Annotated in this window: 12 protein-coding genes; 7 read left to right on the forward strand and 5 right to left on the reverse strand. The window is 35.2% G+C overall.

The genetic code is table 11. The features are described from left to right. Window positions 1-7: 7 nt before the first annotated feature. A complete protein-coding gene (locus NST13_RS11195) occupies window positions 8-1,210 on the reverse strand; it encodes a transposase (protein ID WP_027725900.1) in 1,203 nt (400 codons plus the stop codon). 422 nt (window positions 1,211-1,632) lie between these two features. On the opposite strand from NST13_RS11195, the gene istA (NST13_RS11200) reads away from it, so the two are divergent. From istA (NST13_RS11200) to NST13_RS11225, 6 genes are all read left to right on the forward strand, one after another. Further along, window positions 1,633-3,165, forward strand: a complete 1,533-nt coding sequence (gene istA, locus NST13_RS11200) for an IS21 family transposase (RefSeq protein WP_016839663.1) — start codon at window positions 1,633-1,635, stop codon at window positions 3,163-3,165. Then, on the forward strand, window positions 3,162-3,917 hold the full coding sequence (gene istB / locus NST13_RS11205) for an IS21-like element helper ATPase IstB (protein WP_016839664.1): 756 nt from the start codon (window positions 3,162-3,164) through the stop codon (window positions 3,915-3,917). Before istA (NST13_RS11200) ends, istB (NST13_RS11205) begins: the two co-directional genes overlap by 4 nt. Window positions 3,918-4,134: 217 nt before the next feature. Then, on the forward strand, window positions 4,135-5,652 hold the full coding sequence (istA, locus tag NST13_RS11210; protein ID WP_013401401.1) for an IS21 family transposase: 1,518 nt from the start codon (window positions 4,135-4,137) through the stop codon (window positions 5,650-5,652). Continuing rightward, window positions 5,640-6,359 (forward strand): IS21-like element helper ATPase IstB, encoded by a 720-nt coding sequence (gene istB / locus NST13_RS11215; RefSeq protein WP_013399917.1) that lies wholly within the window; start codon window positions 5,640-5,642, stop codon window positions 6,357-6,359. The genes istA (NST13_RS11210) and istB (NST13_RS11215) overlap by 13 nt, the downstream gene beginning before the upstream one ends. An 862-nt stretch (window positions 6,360-7,221) precedes the next feature. Next, entirely contained in the window at window positions 7,222-7,680 is a 459-nt protein-coding gene (locus tag NST13_RS11220) for a hypothetical protein (protein WP_168412707.1), read from the forward strand. 47 nt (window positions 7,681-7,727) lie between these two features. After that, the gene (locus NST13_RS11225) at window positions 7,728-8,297 is read left to right on the forward strand and encodes a hypothetical protein (protein WP_016839623.1); all 570 of its coding nucleotides are present in this window, start codon (window positions 7,728-7,730) and stop codon (window positions 8,295-8,297) included. Between the two features lie 637 nt (window positions 8,298-8,934). Here the strand turns inward: NST13_RS11225 and NST13_RS11230 are convergent. Then, window positions 8,935-9,588 (reverse strand): IS3 family transposase, encoded by a 654-nt coding sequence (locus NST13_RS11230; protein ID WP_342580630.1) that lies wholly within the window; start codon window positions 9,586-9,588, stop codon window positions 8,935-8,937. 257 nt (window positions 9,589-9,845) lie between these two features. On the opposite strand from NST13_RS11230, the gene istA (NST13_RS11235) reads away from it, so the two are divergent. Further along, window positions 9,846-11,363, forward strand: a complete 1,518-nt coding sequence (gene istA / locus NST13_RS11235; protein WP_342580631.1) for an IS21 family transposase — start codon at window positions 9,846-9,848, stop codon at window positions 11,361-11,363. A 184-nt stretch (window positions 11,364-11,547) separates the two neighbouring features. Here the strand turns inward: istA (NST13_RS11235) and tnpB are convergent, their stop codons facing one another. The 3 genes from tnpB to rpsI form a co-directional block, all read right to left on the reverse strand. Beyond that, complete coding sequence (gene tnpB, locus NST13_RS11240; RefSeq protein ID WP_342581848.1) at window positions 11,548-11,871, reverse strand: IS66 family insertion sequence element accessory protein TnpB; 324 nt, start codon at window positions 11,869-11,871, stop codon at window positions 11,548-11,550. Window positions 11,872-11,890: 19 nt separating this feature from the next. Next, a complete protein-coding gene (locus NST13_RS11245; protein WP_016839676.1) occupies window positions 11,891-12,088 on the reverse strand; it encodes a hypothetical protein in 198 nt (65 codons plus the stop codon). 271 nt (window positions 12,089-12,359) lie between these two features. Continuing rightward, entirely contained in the window at window positions 12,360-12,752 is a 393-nt protein-coding gene (gene rpsI / locus NST13_RS11250) for a 30S ribosomal protein S9 (RefSeq protein WP_342470885.1), read from the reverse strand. Window positions 12,753-12,758 lie beyond the last annotated feature (6 nt).

A 12,758-nucleotide genomic window follows, 5' to 3' on the forward strand; every position in this document is an offset into this window, starting at 1 on the left:
AAATTTTTTAAGCGGTTTGTTGCTTTTTACTCTCTTTTGCCATTGCGAGAGCTGAAACCAGTAATACGATGGCGTTCAAGTAAATATGAGTTTTTACTTTATCGATTCCCCACACATGCAGGGAGTTCGCTGTAAGATAACTTTTCATTCTTGAATTGCACCGTTCTACACTGGTTCGCTCATTGTAAAGTTCTTTCCAACGTTTGGAATCGCGGTGTGGATTAGAGTACCGGCGAAGATCCTTATTCACGTTAATTTTTACTACCATTCCATAGTTGGAGGATGAACAGGCTGCCATTCCTAATGGGCAATCCACTTTTCCGGTTGCGTGTGGACATCTGAATTTGAGCTGATCCTTATTGGCGCCCCAATAAGTCATTTCGTACCCCATCGAACAGCGTGGGGTTCCATTGGAGGCAATTCCTTCGGGAGGCTCCTTTTCATTACGCAAATTGAGTGGAATAATAGCTTGAGCCCCGATGTTCTTGGCGGATTCGTAGTTTTTTAGCTGGTCGTACCCACCATCCATTATCAGGAAATCAATTTTAGAGTTTGTACAACTCTTTACTTGTTCAATTAATTGTGGTGCGACATCCCCATCGTTGATATGAGCAGGGGTTACTTCAATCGCCATTGGTAATTCACTTTTGGTGTCAACGGAAAGATGCATCTTATAGCCAAACCAAGTAATTTTATTACCGAAGGAATCAAACTTTGCCCCCCAATTGGCGTTGCCTGTTTGTTCACTTCGCTTCTTAGGCTGCTTCTTTTCATAAGCATCAATGGCGGCACTGTCGATAGCCTGATGTTTTCCATCAATTACTCCTTCCTCTTGAGCTAACTGGACGAGATCTTGAAAGATTCTTTTCACAAGTCCAGTTTTGGTTAGTGAAGAAAATACTCGGCTAAGAGTAGAGATGGATGGTGCAGGCCTGCTAATATCTAAACCACATTGGTAACGAAAACGCAGGTCATTTTTTAATCGATTGTGAAGAGAAGTAAAAGTATCAATACCTTCTAATGGGGCAGCGATAAGAGCCCTTAATATCCCTTCTTTGGAATGTCCTTCAGCCCCTTGGGGTGAAGAACTTTTCAATTGTTTAGCATAAGGACGCAAATCTAGAGCACTAAAAAAGATCGGTAATTTCTCTTTTGACTCTAAAATTTGCAATTCTTCAAAGGAAAATAGACTTTCTTGTAGAATATACAAAGTGACTTCCTCCTTATGGATTTTTGTGGTTTGGTCACTTCAAAATTCTACAAATAAGGGGTGAAGTCCTTTTTTATGCTTTAGAAAACCTTATGACTCTTGGGTTGAAAAATGTGCAAAATGCTCAGTTTTGTAGAATAAATCATAATTTTTATATTTTAATATAAAAATTACAGTCAATTTACATTCAATTTATAGTCCCCTACATTCATTCTTTTTATTCACATAAAGACATTTTAATATATCCACAAATATATATACGTATATTAAATTGTAAACGCTAAACTAGAATCAACAGTTTTCCACAAATAGAACTCAACAGAATTCCCCAAATAAGATTAAACAGTTTCCCCACCATCAATCACTTTCAAATATACTGTTACTAGTCTATTGAAAGTGAGGAATTAGGAGTGAACAGATTTATGCTTTACATCGAGATTCATCGTTTATACAAAGAGGGATTCTCCAAGAGTGCTATTGCAAGAAAACTAAATATTTCAAGAAATAGAGTGATAGATTATTTGAATATGAGTACTGATGAGTTTGAAGAATTTTTAAGTACATTACGTACAAGAGAAAAGAAACTAGACCCTTATCATGATCAAATTCTAGGGTGGTTGAAGGAACATCCTGATTTAACTGCTGCACAAGTTTATGATTGGTTGGAAGAAAAGTTAGGTTTCAGGGAAGTCGCTGAGAACACTGTACGAAATTATTTAAACGAAATGAGGGATTACTATCGGATTCCAAAGGTAAAGGTTCAGAGGACATATAGTGTAGTTCCAGAATTACCAATGGGAAAACAGGCTCAAGTGGATTTTGGACAAACTACCGTCAAAAACAGACAAGGTGAGAATAAAAAGTTGTATTTTATCGCATTTGTTTTATCACATTCAAGATATAAATATGTAGAATGGCTCGATCGACCTTTTCGTACTTCCGATATGATTCGAATGCATGAAAATGCATTTGAATACTTTGGAGGAATGCCAGAAGAAATGGTCTATGACCAAGATGCGTTATTAGCAGTTAGTGAAAATGCAGGTGATTTAATTCTTACAGCTGAATTTACTAAATATCATCATACCCGTAAATTTAATGTTTATTTATGTAGAAAGAGTGATCCGGAATCAAAAGGTAAAATTGAACAGGTTGTGAAATTTGTAAAAAATAATTTTAGCAAAAATCGAGTATTCGATCATCTTTCAGATTGGAATCAATCGTGCCACGCTTGGTTGAAAAGAACAGGAAACTATAAAGTTCATCATAATACGAAAAAGAGACCTTCTGAAGTGCACGCCCTGGAAAAGCAACACTTAAAGAAAGTCTCTGGTACTTACATTTTCGCAAATGTTTCAACTCCAAGTATAACAAGAAATATCCATAAGGACAATGTTATTCGTTATGAAGGAAATCGATATAGCGTTCCTAAAGGAACATATAGAGCAGATGCCCCAAATCTTGCTTATTTACAAGAAGAGGATGGTTGGTTAATTATTCGACTGAAAGAAACTGGGATGGAGTTAGCAAAGCACCGAATATCCGAAGGAAAAGGATTGATTATTACAGATCCCTCCCATCGGGAACATAGCACAAGTAAACGAGATCTTTTAATTCATCAAATTCAAGAAACATTCATAGATAAAGAGAATATTCAATGGTTAATACACAAATTGAAAGAACGATATCCACGTCATTTAGTGGATCAACTCAAAGTACTACAACAAGCCATCAGAATTTACCCAAATCATTGTGAGGAAGCTTTATCTGAAATGAAGAAACTTGGAATGACCAGTGCAAATGATTTTCGGGATATTGCACATGCATTATCTGTACAATATCAAAAAAGTTCACCTAAAATCGTTGAATTGAATGAGAAGTATAAAGATTTATCAGCACCAGAACGATCCGAAGACATTTATTTAAAAGTCTTATCTGGAGGTGAAAATGAATGAATCATCATCCCTATGAAATTTTACAAGATAAATGTCGTACCTTGCGCCTCGCTGAGACGGCTAAAGAATTACCGAATTTACTCCGTGAAGCTGAAGCAAAGAATTGGACATATCATGAACTGGTTTATGAAATCTTAAGCTATGAGATGCGATGTAGAGAGCAGAAAAATAATGAGAGATTAATGAAATGGGCAGAGTTCCCAGAAATATTGACGTTTGATACCTATGATTTGAAGGAACAAACAGCTCTTGGTGAAAAACAACTAAATGTATTAAAAGAACTGAATTGGATTGAAGAATTTTTTACTTTAATTTTGATGGGACCAACAGGAGCAGGAAAAACACATTTATCCGTTGCATTAGGAATACACGCTGTGGAGAGAGGATACAAAGTATCCTTTGTCTCCATGAATCAGCTTATGTATATTTTAAAAACAAAAGAATATATCAATAAATCTAAAATACGCTACAAACGTATTATAGCTTCGGATTTAATTATTATTGATGATGTCATGTACATGACTTACGAGACTCAGGAAGCCAATCTATTTTTCCAGTTTATCTATGATTTATATGATAAAGCAGCATTCATTCTAACCTCTAATAAAGGGCCAAATGAATGGGGAAAATTTCTTGGTGATCCTACTTTAACAACAGCTATACTTGACCGTTTATTACATAGGAGTGAAATTATCACTTTCGATAACGAAACGGATAGCATTCGTATGAAATACAGAAAGGTATTATTTTAATTTAGCAAACTGTTGAATCTTAATTGTAGAAAACTGTTTAAAATTATTTGTGGAAAATTGTTTAATTCTACTTGACGTGTTTATGGCAAACTAAAAATGTAACGTTTGGCAATTAATTTATGCAGGTCCTATAAAACAAAAAACCACTTGCCAACATTCCCCAAATACACTACCCTCCTAGTTGGACAAAACAGTTCAACGGGAGGTATTCAAGGAGATGTTAGCAGTGGCTGAAATTCATTATATCAGATATGAAGCAAACCAAAAAGGATGTTCCTATTCCGATATTGCCAAAAGAATGAATCGTGATCCAAGAACAGTGAAGAAGTATGCGGAAATGGAAGACTTCAATCCCTCAAAAGTTAAACAAACGAGAAAAGCGAAAGTGATGGATCCAGTGAAACCGATATTGGATCAATGGATTAAAGAGGACTTGACAAAGAAGAAAAAATATCGAAGAACTGCGAAACGAATGTATGAAATCTTAAAAGAAGAATATGGATTTACAGGTTCAGATCGTTCTGTTCGGCTCTATGTATCAAAAAGAAAACAAGAACTGCTCGAACAAAGTGAACCAGCTGCGTTACCTTTAGAATCGAAACCTGCAACGGCTCAAGTTGATTTTGGAGAAGCTCCTTTTCTCTATCAGGGGAAATACGTCGATTTTCCTTACCTGGTCGTTTCATTCCCTTACAGTAATGCGGCCTATGTGCAAGTCATGCCAGCTCAAAATCAAGAATGTTTCTTGGAAGGATTAAAACGAATCTTTCACTATATGGGAAGGGTTCCAAGGGTCATTCGTTTTGATAATCTCTCCCCTGCAGTAAAAACGATCTTGCCAAACGGAGAAAGAGAATTGACAGAGACATTTCAACGATTCGTTTTACATTATGGCTTTGAATGCGAGTTCTGCAACCCAGCCAGCGGAAATGAAAAAGGGAATGTCGAATCAAAGGTGAAATATATTCGAAACAATTTCTTTTTACCTGAACAAACAATCTATCAACTAGAAAGTTTTAATGAATCTTTATGGGAGAAATGTGAGAAGGACTGGAATCGTCCGCATTATGAGAAGGAGCGACTCATCGCTGAATTATTTGAAGAAGAACAAGCGTTATTTCTTCAATTACCAGCCAAAGAATTTGAATGTGTCCGATATGAGCAGGTCACGGCTGATAAGTACGGTTTCATCCATTTAGAAAACAATTTATATTCCACGTCTCCCCGTTTTGCCAAACAAAAGGTTTTGGCAAAGATCTCTTATCATGAGATTGCCATTTTAACAGAAGAGCATGAGCTGATTATCAAGCACGAGCGTTTATATGGCACAAAACAAAAATCAATGAAATGGCAACCATATCTTACGTTAATGGCCAAAAGGCCAAATGCATTAAAATATACGGATTTCTATGAAAAGATGCCGGAAGAATGGAAAAATTATTTTTCCAATTGTACCGTTCAAGAAAAGAAGGAAGCATTACAACTACTAGCTGTTTTACTAAAAGAACATGATTTCGAAGTTTCGACACAGGCTTTGAGGATTGCCTCCCAGTATGGTCATCCGAAAGTAGAATCGATTAAACAGGTATTTTATCAATTAATCAATGGAAGAGGTATACGAGAGCCAATTCAACCGAAAAAACACGTTCCAGATATGCCGGAAGCCATCCGAGGAGTAAGGCATTATGACCGCCTATTCGAATCCCAAGGAGATGTGGCATCATGGAACAAATGATTAAGGAATATGCCAAAAGACTAAAATTAAGCTGGATTCCAGCCAATTACCATACCATCCATGCGGAAACAAATGAGGAATTTTTACTGAAGCTGTTTGAACGAGAAGTGCAGCATCGAGATGAGAGAAGGATAAATTTACTACTAAAACAGGCGACATTGCCGAAAATTCCAAATAAACCTTATGATTGGCGGGAGATTCAACTAGCCCCAGGCATCACAAAAGATTATATTTTAGAAGGTGAGTTTACGAAAAATCAGGAAAACCTTATCTTCTATGGCGGAGTGGGAACCGGTAAAACATTCCTTTCCACTCTCATCGCCCTCAATTTGATGAAAAAACAAGGAAAAAGAGTGAAGTTCTATACGGCCGCCTCCATTGTCAATGCTTTATTGGAGGCCAATGAAAAAGGTGACCTTGGTAAATTTCTCAATCAAATCGAAAAGTTGGATCTCTTGATTCTTGATGAATTGGGCTATATTCCATTGCATAAACAGGGGGCAGAGTTATTATTTCAAGTTATTTCCATGTGTTATGAAACCAAAAGCATCATTGTGACAACCAATTTACCGTTTAGCCAATGGAATAATGTCTTTGGCGATCCCATTTTAACAGAGGCCGTCATTGATCGGCTGATTCATCATTCTCATTTAATCATCTTCAATGGTGAAAGTCACCGATACAAAGACTCAATCTCTCAACGTTAACCATGGAATTTGGCAAGTGTATGTATGCATTTTTAATTGCCATTTCATACATTTTCTACTTGCCAAAAACAACTTGACGGTTACATAAATTCACCTGTATATTCATACATTTATATATCCTATACCTGTATATTTACATATCTATATATGATATATTTGTAGACTTGTTTATTTATATACCCATATATTGATATATCCGTATACATGGTTATTTTAGCGTCTCATTGTAGAATGATAACGCAAAATTCATTAGACCCAATACCCTCAACATTTTGAGTTATTCTCCTCTATGTAGAATAACTCAAAAACAACTCAAACTAACGTTCTATTCTGGTGCTTATTGGTGCAATTTTTAGGCAAAAAATATCAGTAAGCATGTTTATAGGAATGGGTGAGTTTTTTAACTAAGGATAAAAAACACCTAAAAAGTGTAGCTATTTTTGCATACGAATTAACTTTCATGAATGTATGGAAACGGCGGGAGTCGAACCACTTTTACACAAAATAACTACAGATCAATAAATAATTAGAAGTATTTTTGCACAAATCAAAATACATCAAATGCCATTCTAAATGCCATCTACAAAATGTTGTTGGGGGCAAGTTTAAAATTTATAATAATTTCTACACATAAGTAAACTTTAAATGTTGGATCACTTATTTTAACCGTCACACTTGAAAGAATAGAAACTCTTTCAATTACTATAAAACTATAAAAATGTTGTTATTACTAATATTTTCCTTATTTAGAAAATGATTTACACTTTATTACATAATCTATATTTTACAAAATTGGTAATTATATACTATTCCTTGTATTAACTGGTTGATTTTATAATATAAATAAGTATCAAACATTCCAATGGTTAATGCTCAGGAAAATAATAACTTAGAAAAGGAATCTTTCATAGTAAACGAAAAAGAGTTCTTAGTTGAAACGGATAACTCAGTACAGCCTGCTGCTTTACCATTACTTGTAGTACCAGCAATTGCTATCTCTGATTATGTTTGGGCAGCAGCAGGATTAACTGTAGCAGCTGGAGTTTATCAATTATGGTTGAAAGAACCAACTTTAGTTGAAAATATTAATATAGCATACAAAGCAATTCCAAAAAAACTATTAAATAATGATGGTTATGTAGATTTGGGTAAATTTACCGATAAAGTAAATGGGAAAACTGCCTATAAAGATCCAAAAACGGGATGGCAAATAGATAAAGATACAGCAGGACATGGAGGTAGAAAATGGAAACTAAAAGATAATAAAGGAAATACTGTTGCTTCATTAGATGAAAAAGGAAAAATATTGAATAGATATTAAGATAGAAAAGTGGTGTTTATTATAAATTGAAAGAGAACTATAATAATATGACATATAAAGAAATAATTGCTTCATTTAATCTTTCAATTCCATTTGATAGTGATGGATTTATTAATGAAGAAGAGCTTTTCAATTTATATCCAGAAAATTTTGTATTGATAGATCGTTTTCCAATGATAATTAATAAAACTATGGAATGGTTTTCTCCACTAGATGTTTTTTTTACTCGAAAAGAGCAAACAGTAAATGAATATTTTGAAGTTGAAAGAAAATATATCAATACTTTAACAATATTGTCCTGCTATAGTCCGTTATGGGTACAAAGCTCTTTTTACTTCTCAAAAAGATTACCAGATTACCTCTCTGAGGAAGAAAGAAATTACCTTATAAAAATTAAGGATTATCTATTCATTCAAGTTAATACCCCCATAGAATTAGCATGTCTCTTAAAACTGAGCCTTAGAGGGTATGAACAAACTATAATCTATTTACCAGAATTAAAGGTGATTGCTTGGGTAAATGAATTAATAGTTTCTCTATATTATCAAGATGAAAAATCTAGAAAGCTTATTGAGATGATTACTACAACTGAAGGATTATATTTAAGAAAAAAATAAGTATTATTTATTATTTGAACTATTTTTTAAATGCCATCTAACCTATTTTCATATATAATTGCAGAGGCAGCTGCCCAGAAAGTGAAATGGTCCCTATTAAATAAATAGATAAAAAATCATCTCTCATTAATAGATGGCTTTTTATTATGACTCTTCAATATGTGGTGTTGGTGAGAAAAACCAGCACCAATTTTTTGTAAAAAGGAAGGGACTGTCCAGAAAGTCAATCACTTTCTGAACAGCCTCAATTTTTATATTAATATTCTCTTAAAAAACTTTTCTCTTGTTATGGTAACATCAAAATATCATCATCCTTATCACAAGGAAGGAGTGGAATGTCAACATTAAATTGAACAATATTTATAAGGGTTGGCCTAGTTTAAGAATTCTTGCTCTCCTTAAAAATTTCTTATGTTCCAAGTGGCTTGACATGGAGCCTCTACGGGCATGACTCTCGAGCCAAGGAACCAGCTTTATAATATGGCTGGCTCTGCCAATCAAGGCAGTCATGCCCACCTCTCCATGTAAAGCCTTTCTTCAATTAGATGTTTTCTTATCCCTTGCTTTGCCCATATTTTTGCTTATACTCTACTGGTGTTAAATAACCTAATGTTTCATGAATTTGTATGTGATTGCACTAGTTAACATGATCCCACATTTCGATGGTGAGTTGTTCAAGTGTTTGGAAGGTTTTCTGATACACAAATTCAATTTTGAAACTTTTAAATGTTGCTTCTGCTACGGCATTGTCATATGGACATCCTTTGGTACTTAAAGATCGCTGGATACAAAATGTTTCAATTGCTTCAACGATTAATTGATTGTTAAATTCTGAACCACGATCTGTATGGAATAATTGGACATTCATTAAATTCCCTTGAATGCTACTTAACGCCTTATAGACTAAGTTGGTATCTTTGTTTAGTCCTACACTTGTACCTACAATTTCCCTATTGAACAGGTCGACAAATAAACATACATAGTTCCACCTTTTTCCGACACGTACGTATGTTAAATCACTGACCAGTACAGAGAGTTTCTTTTCTTGTTGAAATGCTCGGTTTAAAATATTGGTGATTTTGGCTTCATTACTTTGTTTTTTCGGTGGTTTGTAATAGGCAACCGTATAGTTTGACACCAAATTTAACTGCTTCATGATTCGACCAATTCGGCGACTTGAAACAATCTTTTCTTTCTTTTCTAATTCTTTTTTGATTTTACGAGTACCATAGTTATTGCGACTTTGCTTAAAAATCTTGTAAATAAGCTTCTTCAGCCTGTCTTTCATCATCTTCACGTTTCTTTATGTGATGATAATAGGTACTTCTTGGAATTAGTAGGACGTCACACATTGTGACTGTCGCTTCGCTTTCGTCACATAAAACATTTGCTGATACCGAATGTATTTGATAATTTAATTTTGAGCCATTTTTAAGGCTTTCGATTACATATAAAATGAGCCACCCTATTTCCAATTTTTATCTTCCCTCTTAAGATTGAGTAATTCCGAATACTCAATCGAAGGAGAGATAAAAAAGGATGATTAAGATGGCTCAATTTCATATTATCAAATATCTATATGAGGTAGAAGGTTTATCTCAACGAAAAATAGCTAATAAACTTGGCATCTCAAGAAATACTGTAAGTAAATATTTGAAATCGAATCAGCCACCAACCATTATTCAACGTGAAAAGTCCTATGGAAAGAAGGAATTCTCAAGTGAAACGAAACGAATATTGCCTATTATCGATCAATGGCTTGAAGAAGATTTCAAACGATGGGGAAAACAGAGACATACAGCTGCGAATATTCATCGAAGGCTCGTTCGTGAATATGGTTTTAAGGAGTCTGAATCCAACATTAGAAAAATTGTGAGAGAACGCAAGAAAGTACTACAAGAAGTCTTCATTCCACTTGAATTCCAACTCGGCCACCAATTCCCATTCGACTGGGGAGAGGCGGATATTATTCTTCAGGGTAAAAAACGACGCGTTTTCCTCTTTTACGCTCAACTTTCGGCAAGTCGTGTACGTTTTGTCAGAGCGTATCTCCACGAAAAACAAGAGGCTTTCTTAGATGGCTTTGTTCATGCGTTTGAATTTTTTGGAGGTATCCCTACAGAAGGACTCTTTGATAATTTAAAAACATCTGTGCAGAAAATTCTTCAAGGAAGAAATCACTTAGAGCAGGAATCATTTCTGGCTTTACAAACCCATTATCTCTTTAAAGCAGAATTCTGTAATCCTAGCTCAGGTAATGAAAAAGGACGAGTTGAAGGTTCCGTTGGTTATGTACGAAGAAATGCTTTGGTGCCTGAACCTGAAGTTCAATCGATTGAAGAATTAAATGAATACTTATTCCATTGGTGTTTGGAAGATGCTAAGGAAAGAAAAGTTCCTCATTCCAACGAATTAGTTGTTGAAATGTGGGAAAAAGAAAAAGAATACCTTCATCCTCTCCCAGAACAACGATTTGAAGCCTGTAGGCTTGTTTCTCCCATTAATAAAACATTAGAAACCTATGATTTTAGCTTAATGCCCAGTTTAAACAAAAATCGATTGATGAAACTTGCAAAAGGTGAGTTTGTGGAAAGGAAAGAGAATATTATTTTCTTAGGCAATAGTGGTACTGGTAAAACTCACCTCGCAATCGCTCTTGGGATGGAAATGATTCTGAACGGCTACAAAGTAAAATTTACAACTGCCTACGAATTAGTGGAACAATTACTCATCTCCAACGACGAACATAAGCTAGGTGCATTTGAAAACAAGTGGCTCAAATATGATGTAATCATCGTGGATGAATTAGGGTATGTTCCGTTTTCTAAGATTGGAGTCGAATTACTGTTTCAGTTCTTTTCCAATCGTTATGAACGTGGCAGTGTAATGATTACAACTAATCTAGAATTCTCTGAATGGACAAATCTGTTTGGTAATGAAAAAATTACGACTGCATTACTAGATCGCTTAACTCATAAAGCACATATCCTTTTGCTTAATGGTGAACCCTATCGTCTGGAGCTTGATACTTTGATTTTTCAGATTTTGAGCCATAAAGCCGTTTAGTTAAATAACGAACTTGTTGTGACAATAATTCAATTTGTTTCAACAGTTCATCATTTTTTTGATTGGCATGAGCTAGTTGCTCTTCTAATAACTGAATTAACTTTTCGTTTGAATCATTGTTCACAACATCCACCACTTTTCCGTACTGATTCTATATAGAGTTGATTATATCATGAATCGGTATTTAGAAGGCACCTTTTTTCGATTTTTGGATGGCTTTAGGTTGTTGAATCGAGAGCCCTTCGAGCAACCATCGAAGCTCCTGTTGAGTCAAATTTCGAACCTCATTTTCATTTCTGGGCCATTGGAGTTTGCCGTTATCGATTCGTTTGTATAACATGGCGAAGCCATCTCCATCAAAATACAAACATTTATAGCGGTCTTTCTTCCGTCCACAAAATAAGAAAATGGCGTTGCTATATGGATCCAGTTCGAAAGAATCCTGAATTAAGGTGGCAAGACCATCAATTCCTTTTCTCATATCCGTACGACCACAAATGATATAGATATTTTTTCACTTAGTAAAATCATGAATCACTGCTATTCAACTCCTTGATGACCGTTTGAATGATGTGAGGTTTTACACCGGGGTAAAAGGAGATTTTAAAATTTGTTGCTTGAATAACGCATACAGGTTTGAGAGGACCACGACTCGTTGAGGGTGGAGTTGAATCAGAATCGGATTCCAAATTGACAGGGACGATATTTAGTTTTTCAACTGCCAAACAAAAACACCTCCTCTGTAATCGATAACTCTATCTTACAGGGAGGTACGATCGATTGATATGCGTCGTTTGAATTCGGGCTTACGACACAACTCCTTTGGGAAATGTGGTTTGGCGATTACATTTTACCAGAGTTTGTCACATGTTTCATTTTTTTGTGTAAAAAAATTGGTGCTGGTTGTATCCACCAACACCAAATATTATAGAGCCCTTTTTATTAAATATACAGCCCATTCTAAAAAATCCAGAATGGGCTGTAAACGTTGATAAATTAACGTTTTGAGAATTGTGGTGCGCGACGAGCGCCTTTAAGACCGTATTTTTTACGTTCTTTCATACGTGGGTCACGTGTTAGTAAACCAGCTTGTTTTAAAGTTGGACGGAAATCTGGGTCAACTTGAAGTAACGCACGAGCGATACCATGACGGATAGCGCCAGCTTGACCAGTAAAACCGCCACCTTGAACGTTTACTAATACATCGTAGCTACCTAAAGTTTGAGTTAATTTTAATGGTTGTTTAATCACTTCACGTAATGTTTCAAATGGAATATATTCTTCTACATCACGTTTGTTAATGATGATTTTGCCTTCGCCAGGTACTAAACGTACACGAGCTACTGCGCTTTTACGACGACCTGTGCCAGTATATTGAACTTGTGCCAAGTGAAT

The organism is Ureibacillus sp. FSL W7-1570 (genome assembly GCF_038593265.1).
In the GTDB taxonomy this organism is placed as follows: Bacteria; Bacillota; Bacilli; order Bacillales_A; family Planococcaceae; genus Ureibacillus; species Ureibacillus suwonensis.

Bases quoted from the DNA above. Each gene is read 5' to 3' on its own strand.
- NST13_RS11225 (WP_016839623.1), top strand. From the start codon at position 7,728: ATGACATATAAAGAAATAATTGCTTCATTTAATCTTTCAATTCCATTT.
- istA (WP_342580631.1), top strand. From the start codon at position 9,846: ATGGCTCAATTTCATATTATCAAATATCTATATGAGGTAGAAGGTTTA.
- istA (WP_016839663.1), top strand. From the start codon at position 1,633: ATGCTTTACATCGAGATTCATCGTTTATACAAAGAGGGATTCTCCAAG.
- NST13_RS11220 (WP_168412707.1), top strand. From the start codon at position 7,222: ATGGTTAATGCTCAGGAAAATAATAACTTAGAAAAGGAATCTTTCATA.
- NST13_RS11230 (WP_342580630.1), bottom strand. From the start codon at position 9,588: ATGATGAAAGACAGGCTGAAGAAGCTTATTTACAAGATTTTTAAGCAA.
- istB (WP_016839664.1), top strand. From the start codon at position 3,162: ATGAATCATCATCCCTATGAAATTTTACAAGATAAATGTCGTACCTTG.
- istA (WP_013401401.1), top strand. From the start codon at position 4,135: ATGTTAGCAGTGGCTGAAATTCATTATATCAGATATGAAGCAAACCAA.
- istB (WP_013399917.1), top strand. From the start codon at position 5,640: ATGGAACAAATGATTAAGGAATATGCCAAAAGACTAAAATTAAGCTGG.